The sequence below is a fragment of the Pelagibius litoralis genome (assembly GCF_011683915.1).
Taxonomy (GTDB): domain Bacteria; phylum Pseudomonadota; class Alphaproteobacteria; order Kiloniellales; family Kiloniellaceae; genus Pelagibius; species Pelagibius litoralis.
In genome coordinates, this window is the sequence record NZ_JAAQPH010000035.1 from 18,800 (window position 1) to 34,377 (window position 15,578).

Here is a 15,578-nt window from a genome sequence, read left to right on the forward strand (position 1 = left end):
TTTTTTCCGGTATTCCTCTGTGACTTTGCTGTGGCGCGCGTATCTGCCGCCGTGGTTTTGACGCCACGGTCGCAAGCGGGCGGGCTGCTGCAGACCTTTCAGGCGAGCGGCGGCAGCCAGTCGCCGTGCGCCTCGATGAGCGCGTCGACCAGCTGCCAGATTTCATCCAGCGACAGCTCGGCGCCGGTGTGCGGGTCGAGCATGGCGGCGTGATAGACGTGCTCGCGTTTGCCCGTCACCAGGGCTTCCACCACCAGGGTCTGCACATTGATCTGGGTCTGCATCAGGGCCGCCAGATGTGGCGGAATGCGGCCGACCTGTATCGGCGAGATGCCATTGTGGTCGACCAGGCAGGGGACCTCGACACAGGCATCGGATGGCAGGTTGGCGATACAGCCGGCGTTTGGCAGGTTGGCGTTGATTACGGTCTCTTCGCCGGTGACAACGGCGTGGATGATCCGCGCGGCATATTCCTGGCTGCGCTCGCAGACCAGTTTCTCATCACTCAGCAGCGCACGCTTCTGTGCCTCCCAATCGGCGGCCAGCGCCTCGCAGCGCGCCGGATAGGCATCCAGCGGAATCTCGAATTTTTCGATGAGGTCGGGCCGGTCACGCTTGATGAACCAGGGCACGTATTCGGCGAAATGCTCGCTGGACTCGGTGAGGAAGTAGCCGAGGCGCTGCAGCATTTCATAACGTACATGGTTGGCGCAGCCGTGCTCGTTGCTGGCGTAGCTGCGCGCTGCGGCGAGGGCGTGCAGCCGGGGATAGAGGTCCTCGCGCGTCCCGTCCGCATGCTGCTTTTCAAAGCGGTCGTAGAAAGCGACATGATTGATTCCGGCGCAGTGGTAGCGGATCGCCGAAGGGTCTTCGCCGAGATCTCTGGCGAGTTCCAGAGCGGTGCCCTGGACGGAATGACAGAGGCCGATGACGGTTATCTCCGGCATCATCCGTGCCAGCGCCATACAGTTGATCGCCATCGGGTTTACATACTGCAGCATGATTGCATCGGGGCAGCATTCGGCCATGTCCCCGGCGATGTCGCCCAGCACCGGAACGGTCCTGAGGCCGCGCATGATGCCGCCGATCCCCAGGGTATCGGCGATGGTCTGGCGCAGGCCGAACTTTCTGGGAATATCGAAATCGATCACCGTGCTGGGCCGGTAGCCGCCGACCTGGATCATGACGATGACGAAATCGGCCCCGATGAGCGCCTCGCGCCGGTCGAGCGTGCTGACAATCGTCGGCTGGCAGTCCGTGCTTGCGGCAATTTTCCGGGCCACCGCCTCCGAGACCTTCAGCCGCTCGGCGTCGATGTCGTGGAGGGCGATGTGACAAGACTTGAAGGTCTCGTCGAGCATGATGTCGGTTACGATGTTGCGCATGAAAACCGTACTGCCGGCACCAATGAAGCAGATGCGTGTCACTGCTCGGATCCTTACTCAAGACAAAAGGGAGGCTGTCCGGTCATTGATAGCCGGTCCGGCGCCTCCGGCGCTGCTACAAAATTCATTCGATTTGACAGCGCTTTGCCGGTCCCGGCGTCCCGCCTAGCCATAAAAGATTCCATGATCCTATGGCCGAGGGTACAGTTCTTCCGGTTTTCCCTTGGTGATGGCAAGGATGAAACGATGGTGCGCTTTGAGACCGACAACGTTCTTACGGAGGATCTGCCGGATCGCTTCTTCGTGCAGCGGCACCGCCCCACGGCGATGGCCGCGACCCACATCCATGGCCACATCGAGATCAACTATCTCGAAGGTTGCTCCATTACCTACCTGACGGCGGGCGGGACCGTTGTCGTGCCGCCGGACCGGATCGTCGTGTTCTGGGGGCAGCTGCCGCACCGCGTCGTCCAGGTCGAGGGCGAGGGTCTGACCACGGTTGTCTATGTTCCCTTCGGCGATATCGTGCGCTGGCCGCTGCCCGACCGTTTCTCTCAGGCCCTGATGAACGGCGCCTTTCTCTATGCGCGCGACGGCGACCCGGTCGATGCCGGGCGGTTCCGCCGCTGGTTCGACGACGCCTGTTCGGGCGATGAGGTGCTCAGCGCCATTACCCAGGACGAGGTTCAGCTTCGCCTGCGCCGTCTCGCCCACAGCGGTTGGGAGGAGACCAGGGCGGACACCAACGGCAAGCCGCGGATTCCGCTGCGCAGCCTCGGGCGTGTCGAATCCATGACCCGCTTCATCGCCGAGCGCTACACGGAATCGATTACCGTGGACGATGTAGCGGGGCACGCGGGCGTATCCAGCGCCTATGCCATGGCGCTGTTCAGCAAGAGTATGGGTATTCCCATCGGGCGTTATATTGCCCGGCTGCGCCTCGGCCATGCCCAGGCCCTGCTTGTCGATACCGATGCGACCATAACCGCCATCGCCATGGACTCGGGCTTTCGTTCGATATCGCGCTTTTATGAGGCCTTCAATGAAGAGTTTCAGACAACGCCGCTGGCGCATCGCCGCGCTGCCCGCCACCGCGTAAGCGCAATCCGCCGCCGATAAGACGAAGAAGGCCCGCCGGGTGGCGGGCCTTCTGATCTATCCGGCCCCGGGAGGGGTAGGGGCTGGACGGGTTGGCGCTGCTGTCGCGGTCAGGCCGTTTCCTCGGTGCCGGTTTCCGGAGAGCCCTTCGTCTCCGCCGTGCGCTTCGCCAGCGCGGCGGCCTTTGCAACGGCCGGTTTTACCGTCTCCTTGGCGGCCGCTTCATCGGCAACGATGCCCTGGGACAGGCGGTGCAGCATGTTGTTCGGATTTTCCTTGGCATTGAAGCCCAGGTCCGTCAGCAGCTCGTCCACCATGGGTGCCTGCATGCGATAGTTCAGCAGGGACTGCACGATGTTGTCGGGCAGGCTGCCGCCGCCCAAGGCGGCGCCACCGGGTGCCGCAGCACTGCCACCGTTCCCGCCGGCACCGGCCAGGCCTGGCATCAGTGCGCCGCCGCCCGTCATACCACCGCCGAAGTCGATGACGCGGATGTCCTTGATCTTCTCCACCGCCTTCATGGAGGCGGCCATGACCTCGGGCATCACCTCGATCAGTGCCTTCTTCAGCTCCAGGGCGATGATGCGGTCGTCCAGCACGTTGCGGGCGGCGTTGATCGCCTCCTGGCCGTCGGCTTCCACCTTATAGCGGGCCGCGTCGGCCTCGGCGTTGATCTTGGTCGCCTCCGCCTCGGCGCGGGCGGTGATCAGGGTGGCTCCCGCCTCATCCTCGGCGGCGGTACGCTCGGCCTCGGCGGCCACGGTGATGCCGACCGCGTTCTTCTCGGCGTCCTCTTTGGCGGCGACGATGGCGACCGCTTTCTGGCGTTCGGCCTCGGCCACCCGGGCCACGGTCTTCACTTCTTCTTCCTCGCGCACCGCGGTGGCGCGGGCCTTGTTGGCCTCGGCCGCGGCGAGCGATTCTTCCTGCGACTTGGTGGCCACCGTGATCGCCTTGTCCTGGCGCGTCAGCTCCACGTCGCGGTCGGATTCGATCTGCCTGCGCTCCACCGCCAGCTTGGCCTGGATCGCCGCCTGTTCCTCCAGACGCTTGGCTTCGGCCTCTTTTTCAGCGGTCTGGGCCCGGGTCTCGGCGGCATAGTTGGCCACGTTGCGCTCGGTATCCAGGCGTGCGTAATCCTTCTCCTGATTGATCTCGTAGGCGCGGCGGTCGGCTTCGAGATTGCGCTGCTCGATGGCGATGCGGGTTTCCTGCTCGATCTCGTTGCGCTCTTTAGTCTTCAGCTGGGTGATCTCGGTGAGCCGCGTCAAACCCTCCGCATCGAAGGCGTTGTTGGGGTTGAAGAACTCAGAGGACGTCTGGTCCAGCGTGGTCAGAGAAACCGATTCCAGCTCCAGGCCGTTCTGCTCCAGATCGCCGGCGACCGCGTTCTGAACCTTCTGAACGAAGTCGGTGCGCTTTTCGTGCAGGTCATTGAGATTCATCTGCGCGGCGACACCGCGCAGGGCATCGACGAACTTGGCCTCGACCAGTTCGCGCAGCTGTTCACCCTCCAGGGTGCGTTCGCCCAGGGTCTGGGCGGCCAGGGCGATGGATTCCCGGTTGGGCTTCACGCGCACATAGAACTCCACGCCGATGTCGACGCGCATGCGGTCGAAGGTGATCATCGCCGCCTCGCGCTGGCGGTTCACCTCCAGGCGCAGGGTGCGCAGGTTCACCCAGGTGATGTCGTGCAGCACCGGCAGCTTCAGGGCGCCGCCGTCCTGGACGACCTTCTGGCCTCCCAGACCGGTCTTGACGAAGGCCAGGTCCTTTGGCGCGCGCACGTAGAGGCGGGCGAAGATGAAGCAGACCACGATGAAAGCGATTGTGCCGAAACCGGCCAGAAAGATGATCTCCATGTCTTAATCCCCATTCTGTGAATGACTGCTCGAAAGGCTGCTTGGCGGCGTGATCACCTCGAAGAGGGAACGCTTATGGCCGACCAGCAGCACGGCCGCGTCCGTCTGAAATGTCTCGCCCCGGTTGGCCGCGCGGACGCGCACGAAATGCAGGTTGCCGTGTTGGTCGGCGACCTTGGCTTTGCCGGCCGCCCGTCGGGTGACGGGCCCCAGGGAGATGGTCGCAATGCGACCGATAAGGTCTTCATTCCCGGTGGCATAGGTTTCCTCCCGCGGTACCACGCGGCCCAGGCCGCGGCTGGTCCAGCGGGTTACCGGGATCGCCGCCGCCAGGGCGGCAGGGGCGGCGAGCAGGCTGGGCAGATAAAAGCCCAGGGTCCCGCCCACCAGCATCTGCAGGGCATAGCCGCCGACCGTGAAGACTGTAAGGAAGGTCAGCAGCAGCACCAGGAAGGGCACCCGCCCGACATTGAGCCAGGAAAGCGCATCGCCCAGGATGGTGCCCTCGGCCTCGGGGGTCTCTGCATCGATGTCGGCGCTGGTGCCGGGGCCGATATCGGGCAACACGTCGTCGACCAGATCGGAAAGGCCAAGGCCAAGAAGAACGCTCAGAATCTCTACCGCGGCAATGACCAGGGTGATGACCGCGGTCGCCAGGAACGGGCTGTTCTGGTCAGCGAAGAAAAATCCGACCGATGTCATGGTGCAGGCTCCCCTCTGTTGATCCTTTCACGCTTGCTGAGGCGGCGGTGCCGCGGCGTCGTATTCAGTTCCCGCCTTTCAGGCGTGCCTTATGCTTGGCGAGGCGTTCCTGGATCGCGTGTTGGCGGTGCAGCTCCGCCAAGTCGTCCAGATCGCGATTGCTGATGTGGCTTTCCTCCGCCGGCAGGCCGGTGAATTTCTCGCCCAGGCGCTGGGCGGCGTTCATCGCCGCATCGGCCTGGCTTTGGGCCTTGCTGCCGCCGGCGATGTCGCCTTCGGGAACGGCCGGGGCGGCGGCCTTCAGGTCGCGCAGGCGGCCCTGGGCCTCCCGGCGGCTGGCCTGCAGGGCGGCCAGGGAGTCGGTCAGCTTGGCGACTTCCTCGTCCTCCTCGCCCAGGGTGCGCTCCAGCAGGGCGAGCTGGTTTTCGATGTCGAGCTGGCGGCCGACGCCGGCCTCCGCCAGATCCTCCTTGGACTCCTGGACGGCCAGCGCGATCTTTTCGCTCAGCGAATCGTGCTCCTGCTGCAGCTCGGTGATGCGGCGGCGCGCGTTATGCTTGGTGGCTTCGTGCTTGCCGACCTCGCTGCGCACTTCCTTGACCGCGTCGTCGATGTCGCGGATGGCCTGTTCCATGATCGGCACCGAAGCGGCCTGCTCGGCCTGCTCGATGGCGTTGTGGGTCAGCCCGGAAACCAGGCGGGTGATACGGTTCAAAAGACTATCGGGCATGAACTGCTCCTTTCCCAATCGGTGACGGTGCAACAGGGCTTCGCTCAGCGCGGTGCGCAGGATGAAAACCCAGTCCCCGTCGAAACGGCAGAGCTCGGCGCTGCCGACGAGAAACTCTCCTTCGGCGTAGGTGGTCAGGGTGCAGGGCACCACGACACGCCCGCCAAGCGTGGAGAGAGAAACCGCATCGACCGATTTCATCGAATAAAGATGCCGGTCGAAGGGCACCGGGCCCCCGGGGGAAACCTGGGGAACCACGACCGCCTTGCGGCAGAGGCGCGCAATGTGCTTGAGGCACAGCACCGCTGCCTGGGACGGCAGGCCGAAACGCTCCCTCAGGCGGCTGTAGTAAAGGCGATGCAGTCGGACCTGGTCGGAAATTCCGGCATCGAAGACCAGCTGCGACAGCCAGTTTGCCGCCTCGGCATAACGCTCGGCATAGGCACGCAGCTGATCGGATTGTTCCCCCGATGGATGTAGCTGCAGAACCGCTTCAGTTGAATGCATCTCTTTCTCCACGCTTCATGGTTATATAAGGGGATGATTTGTCCTTTCGTCAAGGGACTATATATGACCTTTTGACGAAATTGTCACCGCAACACTGCGGCAACCCTTGGAAAACTGCCGAAATTCTGTGGATTGGCGAGAATTCTCCGGCTTGCGGCGGGGGCCTCCTTACGTCTAGATTGGCGGTTTGCACAGCAAGCCGTTGTGATTTCGGCATTCTGATTCGAGGCCTTTGCCATGCGTTACCTTTCCACCAGGGGCAAGGCCCCGGTGCTTTCGTTCGACGAAGCCCTGTTGACGGGCTTGGCGCGCGACGGCGGCCTCTACCTGCCGGAAAGCTGGCCGAGCTTTTCTCCCCAGGAAATCCGCGCCCTTGCCGGCAAGCCCTATGCCGAGGTCGCTTACGCCGTGATCAAGCCCTTTGTCGGCGACTGCATCGCGGATGCCGACCTGCGGCGCATCCTGACGGAAACCTATGGCGTCTTCGGCCACCGGGCGGTTGCGCCCCTGAAGCAGCTCGACGAGCGCACTTGGCTGATGGAGCTGTTCCACGGGCCGACCCTGGCCTTCAAGGACTATGCCCTGCAGCTTGTCGGCCATCTCTTCGATCATGTCCTGCGCCAACGCGGCGAGCGGGTCACGGTGATCGGTGCGACCTCCGGCGATACCGGCTCCGCGGCGATCGAGGCCTGCCGCGACCGCGACCAGGTCGACATCTTCATGCTGCATCCCAAGGGGCGCACTTCTGAGGTGCAGCGCCGGCAGATGACGACGATCCTGTCTTCCAATGTGCACAACATCGCCGTGGAAGGCACTTTCGATGACTGCCAGGATCAGGTGAAAGCGATGTTCAACGACATCGGCTTTCGCGACGCCATGAACCTCTCGGCGGTGAACTCCATCAACTGGGCGCGCATCATGGCCCAGATCGTCTACTACTTCGTCGCCGCGGTGGCGCTGGGTGCGCCGGACCGCGCGATTGCCTTTGCCGTGCCGACCGGCAACTTCGGCAACATCTATGCCGCCTATGCGGCCGGGCGCATGGGCCTGCCGGTCAGCCAGTTGATCGTCGGCTCCAACAGCAACGACATTCTGACCCGCTTCTTCAACAGCGGCACCATGGAGATGGCGCCGGTCAATCCGACGATTTCGCCGTCGATGGATATCCAGGTTTCCTCGAACTTCGAGCGGCTGCTGTTCGATGTGCTGGACCGTGACGGCGACAAGGTGAGCGCCACGCTGACAGGATTCCGCGAAACCGGGCGTTTCGATGTGACGGCGGAACAACTGCAGCGTCTGCGCCGGCTTTTTGACTGTCATCGTCTGAGTGACGAAGAGACCATGGCGGAGATTGCGGCGCGGCTGCAAACCAGCGGCGAATTGCTGGACCCCCATTCCGCCATCGGCACGGCCGCCGCGGCGGCGGCCCTGCGCGACGACGTTGCCGTGGTGGTGGCCCTGGCCTGCGCCCATCCGGCCAAGTTCCCCGATGCGGTCGAGAAAGCCTCGGGCGTCCGCCCGCAACTGCCGGCCCGTCTGGCCGATCTCTATGAACGTGAGGAGCGTTGCACCGTGCTGCCCAACGATCTCTCGGCCCTGCAGGGTTACATCAGCGGCAACCGCCCGCCGGCGGATGCGCCCTCGTCTGATACGTCGGCGTCTTCAGTCAGGGGCGCCGCATGAGCGTGGAGGTAACACGGCTTCCTTCCGGCCTGACCATCGCCAGTGACGCCATGCCGGGCACCGCGACGGTTTCGCTGGGCGCCTGGGTCGGCGCCGGCACCCGCCATGAGGCGCCGGAGGTGAACGGGATCGCCCATCTGCTGGAGCACATGGCCTTCAAGGGGACCGAGCGGCGTTCGGCCCGCGATATCGCCGAGCAGATTGAGGCCGTGGGCGGCCACCTCAACGCCTATACCAGCCGGGAGAACACGGCCTTCTACGCCAAGGTTCTGTCGCAGGACGCCGACCTCGCTCTCGACATCGTCGCCGACATTCTTCAGCACCCGACCTTTCTGGAGGAGGAACTGGAGCGCGAGCGGGCGGTGGTCCTGCAGGAGATCGGCCAGGCCAACGATACGCCCGACGATATCGTCTTCGACTACTTTCAGGAAACCGCCTATCCGGCGCAGGCCATCGGCCGTCCGGTGCTGGGCGACAGCGCAACGGTGTCGGCGCTCAGCTCTACGGTGCTGCGGGACTACATGCAGAGCCATTACGGCCCGGCCCAGATGGTTGTGGCGGCCGCCGGCGACGTTGAACACGCGCGCTTTGTCGAACAGGTGACGGAGGCTTTTCAGGCATCGCGCTTCACCACCAACGGGGCGACCGATCCGGCGGCCTACCGCGGCGGCGACCGGCGCGAGGAGCGCGACCTGGAGCAGGTTCACCTGCTGCTCGGCTTTGATGCGCCGGGCTACCTCGACGATGACTATTACGGGCTTTCGTTGCTGTCGATGCTGTTCGGCGGCGGCATGTCTTCGCGGCTGTTCCAGGAGGTGCGTGAGAAGCGCGGACTGGTCTATTCGATCTATGCCTTTCACTCGGCCTTTCTCGATGGCGGCGTCTTCGGCATCTACGCGGGCACCGGCGAGCGTGAAGTGGAGGAGTTGGTCCCCGTCGTCTGCGACGAGATGACCAAGCTGAGCGGCGCCATCGGCGAGGACGAAGTGGACCGCGCCCGCGCCCAGGTAAGGTCATCGCTGCTGATGAGCCGGGAGAGCAGCGCCTCGCGGGCCGAGCAACTGGCCCAGCAGCTCCTGATCTACGGCCGGACGGTGCCGGTTGCCGAAGTCCTGGCGAAGATCGACGCGGTGACGACGGCGGATCTGCAGCGGATCGCCGCAAAACTGGTGACCTCGCCGCCGACCGTTACGGCAATCGGCCCGCTGGCCCACCTGGAGAGCGCCGAGCGGATCGCCGCGCGCCTGGCCTGAGGGGGCGGCGGCCATGCTCTTCACGGTATTCCGCGGCGATGGCCCGCTGTCGGTCCGCCTGGAAGGGCCGCGGGTCTATCTCTGTCCACCGCGCATGGCGGATTGGAAGGCCTGGGCCGAGCTGCGTGAAGAGAGCCGCGAGTTCCTTGTGCCCTGGGAGCCGACCTGGCCTCACGATGCGCTGGCCCGTGCGGCATTCCGCCGCCGCCTGAAGGCCTATAATCATGAGTGGCGGCGCGGCACCGGCTTCAGTTTCCTGGTCTACCGCCTGAACGACCGCGCCTTGATGGGCGGCGTCACCCTTTCCAATCTGCGCCGCGGCGTGGCCCAGGCCGCCAGCATGGGCTATTGGATCGGCGCGCGCTTTGCCCGTCAGGGCTACATGACCGAAGCGGTGGCCTCGGTTGTCGAATTCGCCTTTGAGGAGCTGGGTCTGCACCGCATAGAGGCGGCTTGCCTGCCGAACAACGATGCCAGCCAGGCGCTGCTGCTGAAGGCCGGATTCCGGCAGGAGGGTTACGCCCGCCAGTACCTGCGCATCAATGGCAAGTGGCAGGACCATCTGCTGTTCGAAATGCTGCGCGACGACGCGCGGCTTTAGACTCTTTTCAGTTTGGACGGCACCGATGCGCGCTAACGGGCGGCGTATGCCACTCTGGATATCACTTTCTTTTTCGCCATCCCGGGCTTGGCCCGGGATCCATGGTGTGTCCAGGTCCGGCATTCGCTGGAGAGGCCCCTGCGCAGGGAGAGATGGACCCTGGATCAAGTCCGGGGTGACAAGGAATATGAAAATCCTTACGCAATCTTGGTCAAGCGGCTACGACCCTCAGTCCGCTTCGACGTAAGGCGAGAACACCAAAGTTGCCGGTTCGTCAGGCGTGGCCGGCGTCGCTGGAAAGCATGGAAACGTCGACGCCCAGCTTGGCGATGGCCCGTTCCCACTTGTTGTCGAGGTCGGCATCGAAGACGAGATCCTCGTCCGGCGAAACGTGCAGCCAGCCGTTTGCCTGGATCTCGGAATCGAGCTGCCCGGGCCCCCAGCCGGCATAGCCCAGGGCCAGCAGCCGGCGGCGCGGGCCGGCGCCCCCGGCGATGTCGCGCAGGATGTCGGTGGTTGCGGTCAGCGCCACCGTGTCGTTCACCTGCAGCGTCGAGTCCTGATTGTATTCGCCGGAGTGCAGCACAAAGCCGCGGCCGGATTCTACAGGGCCGCCGAAGTGAACGCGGATTTCCTCGTCTACTTCAGGGCGCTCGATGCCCAACTGGGTCAGCAGATCCGGAAAGGTGATGGCGCCCACCAGGCGGTTGATGACCAGGCCCATGGCCCCGTCGGGGTGGTGGGCGCAGACATAGATCACGCTGCGGGCGAAACGGGAGTCGCGCATGCCGGGCATGGCGATTAAGAGCTGGCCGGTCAGGAATTCTTGGTTATCCATGCGATATGAGCAATTCGGTCCACTGGTGATCGTTAGGAAGGTCCGATGCTTCGAGCATCAGCCTTTTGTAATATCTAGTTCCCGCCGCGGGTGGGCTCAAGGCTCATAGTTGAGCCGATCTGCCGGTCAGGCGATCCGCCTGCCACACGATATTGTGAGTGCGGCCATCTGGCCACTGGATATTATGACCGGGCCCGTCTATATGCCGGGTGCTTCGGTGTCCGCCTGTCAGTTGCCGGGTTCTGCCGGGCACACAACCGCTAGTGAGTGAGAATGCCATTTAAGCGTGCAAGATTAAAGCACTTTGCTGTCGGCTTACTGGTTCTGGCCGGACTTTCCCTGGATCCGCAGAGTGCTTCGGCGGCTGCCAGCGACTGGGCGGTGGAGGAGCAGGTGAAGGTGCGTCTGCTCTCGGCCGGGCAGACTGTACCCCAGGATGCCGTGGCAGGGGATACCGTGAAGCTGGGCCTGGAGTTCGATCTGAAGCCCGGTTGGAAGATCTACTGGCGTAGCCCCGGGGATGCCGGTTTTCCGCCGGCCATCGATTGGGCCGGTTCGCGCAACCTTGCCGCGGGCGAGATTGCCTGGCCGGTGCCGCATCGTTTCTCGCTCTTCGGCCTGGAGACCTTCGGCTATGGCGACCAGGTTGTGCTGCCGGTCGACGTCCGCCTGGAGCAGCCGGGGGAGGCGCTGTCCCTGACCGCCGCTGTCGACTATCTGATCTGTGAAGAAATCTGCATTCCCTATCGCGCCAATCTGGCCCTCGACCTGCCGGCCGGACCGGAAAGCCGCGCGCCTCAGGCTTTTCTCATCGACAGTTTCAGCCGCCAGGTGCCGGGTCGGGGCGCCGAGCGCGGCCTGAGCCTGGAAAGCGCGGTTCTGACCGGCAGCCTGGAGGCGCCGGTCCTGGAGGTTACGGCACGCTCCGAGACGCCCTTCACCGCCCCGGACCTGCTGGTCGAAGGACCGCCCGGCTTCGGTTTTGCCAAGCCCGAGGTAACGCTCTCCGACGGCGGCCTGCTGGCCAACATCAGCGTGGAAACGTCGCGCCTTCTGGATCATCAGGTACTGGAAGGCAAGCAACTCACCCTGACCGTGACCGATGGCGCGCGCGGCCTGGAACAAGGCAGTGTCGCGCGCTTCGCCGCCATGCCGGCTGCCGCGGGCATCGAGCCGCTGGCGTTGCTGGGTATCCTGGGCCTGGCGCTGCTGGGCGGGCTGATTCTCAACCTGATGCCCTGCGTGCTGCCGGTGCTCTCCATCAAGCTGCTGTCGATTGCCGAGCAGGGCGGGCGTGAGAAACGTCATATCCGCGCCAGCTTTCTCGCCTCGGCGGCGGGTATCCTGTTCTCCTTCCTGTTGCTGGCCTCCGCCGCCGTCGCGCTGAAAGCCGGCGGCATGGCGGTCGGCTGGGGTATCCAGTTCCAGCAGCCGCTGTTCCTCAGCGCCATGGCCCTGGTGATGGCGCTTTTTGCTTATAACCTGATGGGCTTTTTCGAGGTGCCGCTGCCGTCTTTCGTGGGCAATCTTGCCGCTGGTGGTTCGGACAAGGGGCTGCTGGGGAACTTCGGCACCGGTGCCCTGGCGACGCTTCTGGCGACACCCTGCTCGGCGCCTTTTCTGGGCACCTCGGTCGGCTTTGCCCTCTCGCGCGGCGCCTTTGAGATCTATTTGATTTTTACCGCCCTGGGCGTCGGTCTGGCGCTGCCTTACCTGCTGGTCGCCGTGGCGCCCGGCCTGGCGTCCTGGCTGCCGCGGCCCGGGCGGTGGATGATCACCCTGCGGCGGATTCTGGGCCTGCTGCTGGCGGCTACCGCGGTCTGGCTGTTGAGCGTGCTGGCGGCCCAGGTCGGCATGATCGCCGCCTTGCTGGCCGGCGGCCTGCTTTTCGGCCTGGGCCTGGTGCTCTGGGCCGGATCGACCCTCAGGCAGAAGTACCGTCTGGCCACGCCGGCGGCGGCCAGTCTGCTGGCCCTGGCCGCTTTGGCGCTGCCTTCCGGGCTGCCGCTGGAACAGTCCGGCGGTAAGGCGGTTTCGGCTGAGAGTGTCTGGCGCGCACTGGATACCGGCGCTATTGGCCGGCTGGTCGGCGAGGGTCAGGTGGTTTTCGTCGATGTGACGGCGGATTGGTGCATCACCTGTCAGGTGAACAAGAAACTGGTGCTCGACACCGCTGCCGTCTCGGACCGGCTGTCGGACCCGGGCGTTGTCAGGATGCAGGGTGACTGGACCCTGCCGAGCGACGCGATCTCGGCCTATCTGGCGAGCTTCCAGCGCTACGGCATTCCCTTCAACGTTGTCTACGGCCCGGCTGCGCCTGACGGCATCGCCCTGCCGGAGCTGCTGACGACCGATGCGGTCATGGCGGCAATTGAAAAGGCGGCAGGGACCGGTATCGCCGAAGCCGGGCCGGCCGACGGTGGCGGTTCCTAAGGACTTAAGGACGGTCTGTCCTTCGCAGCCCTTGGAATGCAACGGCTGCGGGCCTATCTTGTGGATCAGGGCCGGGTTCCCCGGCGCTTCACAGATTTGACACATCCGGCCCCGGCATTCCTATCGCAAGCAAGCTGGAACCGGCGGGCATCAATTCAGGGGACATCTCAAGATGACAATTAAGGTTGGCGACAGCGTTCCGAACGGATCTTTCAAGCACATGACGGCCGAGGGCATGGAGGAACTCTCCACCGGCGAGCTCTTCGGCGGTAAGAAAGTGGTTCTCTTCTCCCTGCCCGGCGCCTTCACGCCGACCTGCTCGGCCAAGCATCTGCCCGGCTTTGTCCAGCACGCCGGCGATCTTAAAGGCAAGGGTGTCGATACCATCGCCTGCATGTCGGTGAACGATGCCTTCGTCATGGACGCCTGGGGCAAGGACCAGTCGGTCGGTGATTCGGTCGTGATGCTGGCCGACGGCAACGCCGAGTTCGCCAAGTCCCTGGGCCTGGACTTCGATGCCAGCGGCTTCGGCATGGGCACCCGCGCCCAGCGCTTCGCCATGATCGTTGACGACGGCAAGGTGACCACGCTGAACGTTGAGGAACCCGGCGCCTTCGAAGTCTCCAGCGCCGAGGCGATGCTCGCCGCCTTGTAAATGCGCGGACCGCAGAACAACAGACGGCGGCCCCGGACAGGGGCCGCCGTTTTTCTTTGTACGAAACCGCGGCTCCGGTCCTGCTCCAAGGTCTTTTGAACCTTCGCCCTCCCGATGGTGCCCCTTCGCGGTTGTGCCTTCCAATCGAAACCGCGGGATGCGACAAAAGCCGGCCGAAGGGGTTCGGCATCTGGATTAAAGGGGCATCAATGACGTTTGATTTCGATGAGGTTATCGACCGGCGCGGCACGGACTGCGCCAAATGGGATCTGATAGAACCGCTTTTCGGCGTCGATCCCGCCGACGGTCTTTCCATGTGGGTCGCGGACATGGATTTCAGGGCGCCACCGTCGGTCCAGCAGGCTTTGGCGGAGGCGCTGGATCGCGGCGTCTACGGTTATCACGGCCCCGCCACGGCCTATAAGGACGCCGCTATCGACTGGCTGGAGCAACGTCACGGCTGGGCTGTCGATCCGGATTGGATCACGATTGCCCATGGTCTGGTCTCTGGCCTCGGCCTTTGCATCCAGGCGTTTTCCGAAAAGGGCGACGGGGTAATCGTCTTCTCACCGGTCTACCATGCCTTTGACCGGGTCATCGCCGCCAACGAAAGGCGCACGGTCGAATCGGAACTGCGGGAAGTGGAGGGGTGCTATGTCATGGACCTGGAGGCGCTTGGCGAAAGTCTGGACGGCTCCGAGCGCATTGTCATCCTCTGTTCGCCGCACAATCCCGGTGGCCGTGTCTGGACGGCGGAGGAACTGCGCGACCTCGCCGAGTTCTGCGAGAAGCACGATCTGATTCTGGTTTGCGACGAGGTGCACCACGATCTCGTCTATCCCGGCCACCGCCATGTGGTCACCCCCCTGGCGGCGCCGGCGCAGCGCGACCGCATGGTGATCTGCGCGGCGGCGAGCAAGACCTTCAACCTTGCCGGCGGCATGACCGGCAGCGTGATCATCGAGAACGAAGACCTGCGCAGCCGCTATCGCAAGGTCCAGGCAGCGGCCGGTCTCAGCCCGATCCACATGGGAATGCTGATGACCACGGCGGCCTATCGCGGCGGCGCCGACTGGCTGGAGGCCCTGATCGTCTATCTCGACGGCAACCGGCGCCTCTTCGATGAGGCCATCGCCGCCATTCCCGGCCTGCGCTCCATGCATCTGGAGGCGACCTATCTTGCCTGGGTGGATGTCTCGGCATTGCAGCTTGAACAGGCGAAGATCGAGCGGTTGATGTCCAAGGAAGCGCGGATTGCGGCGAACTACGGGCCGACCTTCGGAAAGGGCGGCGAGGGCCGGCTGCGCTTCAACCTGGCAACGCCCAGATCCCGGGTGGAAGAGGCGGCGAGGCGGCTGGAGCGGACTTTCGCGGAATGACTGTCTTCGGCCACTAGCGGTCATTCATTCTCGGAAGGGCAACGACCGCATTGAGCCCGGAACATACCTTTGCGCAAACGCTGCCGCCTTCGTGATGGGATGCTGACGCGAGCCACGGTACATGCTACTCACCTTTGATGCCTCGCCAAGGTTCAGCGAATGCACCGTCTTCAGCCTCCCTTCACGCAAGGGCGTGGGCGCAGATATATGAGCTTATCGACCTCCAGCTCTCTCCGCTTGGCCTGAGAGCTATCGAATCGTTACCCCTGCGCTTGGGAGATGGTGTCCTCGATGTCGGGTGTGGAGCCGGGCAGACCCTTCTCCAGCTTGCTGAGCGGGTCGGAACCGGAGGCCGAGTGATCGGAGTGGACGTGGCGCCGCTGCTCCTCGAAATCGCAAAGCGGAGAATTGGATCACTCGGTCAAGTCGGGCTGATTGAGGCGGACGCGCAG

General features: G+C 64.2%; 13 protein-coding genes. 8 read left to right on the forward strand and 5 right to left on the reverse strand.

Features of this window, described 5'->3' with window-relative positions; all coding sequences use genetic code 11:
- Positions 1–98: 98 nt before the first annotated feature.
- Positions 99–1,427, reverse strand: a complete 1,329-nt coding sequence (locus HBA54_RS26810; RefSeq protein ID WP_322096133.1) for an alpha-glucosidase/alpha-galactosidase — start codon at positions 1,425–1,427, stop codon at positions 99–101.
- Between the two features lie 204 nt (positions 1,428–1,631).
- Between HBA54_RS26810 and HBA54_RS26815 the strand changes: the two genes are divergently transcribed.
- Complete coding sequence (locus HBA54_RS26815) at positions 1,632–2,504, forward strand: helix-turn-helix domain-containing protein (protein ID WP_167231161.1); 873 nt, start codon at positions 1,632–1,634, stop codon at positions 2,502–2,504.
- Between the two features lie 89 nt (positions 2,505–2,593).
- Here HBA54_RS26815 and HBA54_RS26820 read toward each other — a convergent pair whose 3' ends face one another.
- The 3 genes from HBA54_RS26820 to HBA54_RS26830 form a co-directional block, all read right to left on the reverse strand.
- Positions 2,594–4,345, reverse strand: a complete 1,752-nt coding sequence (locus HBA54_RS26820; protein ID WP_167231164.1) for a flotillin family protein — start codon at positions 4,343–4,345, stop codon at positions 2,594–2,596.
- Between the two features lie 3 nt (positions 4,346–4,348).
- Positions 4,349–5,047 (reverse strand): OB-fold-containig protein, encoded by a 699-nt coding sequence (locus tag HBA54_RS26825; RefSeq protein ID WP_167231166.1) that lies wholly within the window; start codon positions 5,045–5,047, stop codon positions 4,349–4,351.
- Positions 5,048–5,111: 64 nt separating this feature from the next.
- Positions 5,112–6,284, reverse strand: coding sequence for a PspA/IM30 family protein (locus tag HBA54_RS26830; protein WP_167231169.1), 1,173 nt, complete (start codon positions 6,282–6,284; stop codon positions 5,112–5,114).
- Between the two features lie 237 nt (positions 6,285–6,521).
- Here HBA54_RS26830 and thrC point away from each other — a divergent pair, with 237 nt between their 5' ends.
- The 3 genes from thrC to HBA54_RS26845 are packed head-to-tail and all read left to right on the forward strand — an operon-like array spanning position 6,522 to position 9,821.
- Positions 6,522–7,967 carry a threonine synthase gene (gene thrC / locus HBA54_RS26835; protein ID WP_167231172.1) on the forward strand — a complete coding sequence of 482 codons (1,446 nt, stop codon included), beginning with the start codon at positions 6,522–6,524 and terminating at the stop codon, positions 7,965–7,967.
- Positions 7,964–9,220 carry a M16 family metallopeptidase gene (locus HBA54_RS26840; protein WP_167231175.1) on the forward strand — a complete coding sequence of 419 codons (1,257 nt, stop codon included), beginning with the start codon at positions 7,964–7,966 and terminating at the stop codon, positions 9,218–9,220. Before thrC ends, HBA54_RS26840 begins: the two co-directional genes overlap by 4 nt.
- A gap of 13 nt (positions 9,221–9,233) precedes the next feature.
- Complete coding sequence (locus tag HBA54_RS26845) at positions 9,234–9,821, forward strand: GNAT family N-acetyltransferase (protein WP_167231178.1); 588 nt, start codon at positions 9,234–9,236, stop codon at positions 9,819–9,821.
- Between the two features lie 274 nt (positions 9,822–10,095).
- On the opposite strand, the gene HBA54_RS26850 is transcribed toward HBA54_RS26845, so the two are convergent.
- Positions 10,096–10,659: a YqgE/AlgH family protein gene (locus tag HBA54_RS26850; protein WP_167231180.1), complete on the reverse strand. Its 564-nt coding sequence runs from the start codon at positions 10,657–10,659 to the stop codon at positions 10,096–10,098.
- Between the two features lie 273 nt (positions 10,660–10,932).
- Between HBA54_RS26850 and HBA54_RS26855 the strand changes: the two genes are divergently transcribed.
- The 4 genes from HBA54_RS26855 to HBA54_RS26870 form a co-directional block, all read left to right on the forward strand.
- The gene (locus tag HBA54_RS26855; RefSeq protein WP_167231183.1) at positions 10,933–13,092 is read left to right on the forward strand and encodes a protein-disulfide reductase DsbD family protein; all 2,160 of its coding nucleotides are present in this window, start codon (positions 10,933–10,935) and stop codon (positions 13,090–13,092) included.
- 172 nt (positions 13,093–13,264) lie between these two features.
- On the forward strand, positions 13,265–13,747 hold the full coding sequence (locus HBA54_RS26860) for a peroxiredoxin (protein ID WP_167231186.1): 483 nt from the start codon (positions 13,265–13,267) through the stop codon (positions 13,745–13,747).
- Between the two features lie 209 nt (positions 13,748–13,956).
- Positions 13,957–15,126 carry a MalY/PatB family protein gene (locus tag HBA54_RS26865; RefSeq protein ID WP_167231189.1) on the forward strand — a complete coding sequence of 390 codons (1,170 nt, stop codon included), beginning with the start codon at positions 13,957–13,959 and terminating at the stop codon, positions 15,124–15,126.
- Between the two features lie 137 nt (positions 15,127–15,263).
- Positions 15,264–15,578: methyltransferase domain-containing protein (locus HBA54_RS26870; protein WP_167231192.1), on the forward strand; the 315-nt coding region annotated here is incomplete at its 3' end.

Coding starts and splice junctions, on each gene's coding strand:
- HBA54_RS26815 (WP_167231161.1), top strand. CDS start 1,632: ATGGTGCGCTTTGAGACCGACAACGTTCTTACGGAGGATCTGCCGGAT.
- HBA54_RS26820 (WP_167231164.1), bottom strand. CDS start 4,345: ATGGAGATCATCTTTCTGGCCGGTTTCGGCACAATCGCTTTCATCGTG.
- HBA54_RS26825 (WP_167231166.1), bottom strand. CDS start 5,047: ATGACATCGGTCGGATTTTTCTTCGCTGACCAGAACAGCCCGTTCCTG.
- HBA54_RS26830 (WP_167231169.1), bottom strand. CDS start 6,284: ATGCATTCAACTGAAGCGGTTCTGCAGCTACATCCATCGGGGGAACAA.
- thrC (WP_167231172.1), top strand. CDS start 6,522: ATGCGTTACCTTTCCACCAGGGGCAAGGCCCCGGTGCTTTCGTTCGAC.
- HBA54_RS26840 (WP_167231175.1), top strand. CDS start 7,964: ATGAGCGTGGAGGTAACACGGCTTCCTTCCGGCCTGACCATCGCCAGT.
- HBA54_RS26845 (WP_167231178.1), top strand. CDS start 9,234: ATGCTCTTCACGGTATTCCGCGGCGATGGCCCGCTGTCGGTCCGCCTG.
- HBA54_RS26850 (WP_167231180.1), bottom strand. CDS start 10,659: ATGGATAACCAAGAATTCCTGACCGGCCAGCTCTTAATCGCCATGCCC.
- HBA54_RS26855 (WP_167231183.1), top strand. CDS start 10,933: ATGCCATTTAAGCGTGCAAGATTAAAGCACTTTGCTGTCGGCTTACTG.
- HBA54_RS26860 (WP_167231186.1), top strand. CDS start 13,265: ATGACAATTAAGGTTGGCGACAGCGTTCCGAACGGATCTTTCAAGCAC.
- HBA54_RS26865 (WP_167231189.1), top strand. CDS start 13,957: ATGACGTTTGATTTCGATGAGGTTATCGACCGGCGCGGCACGGACTGC.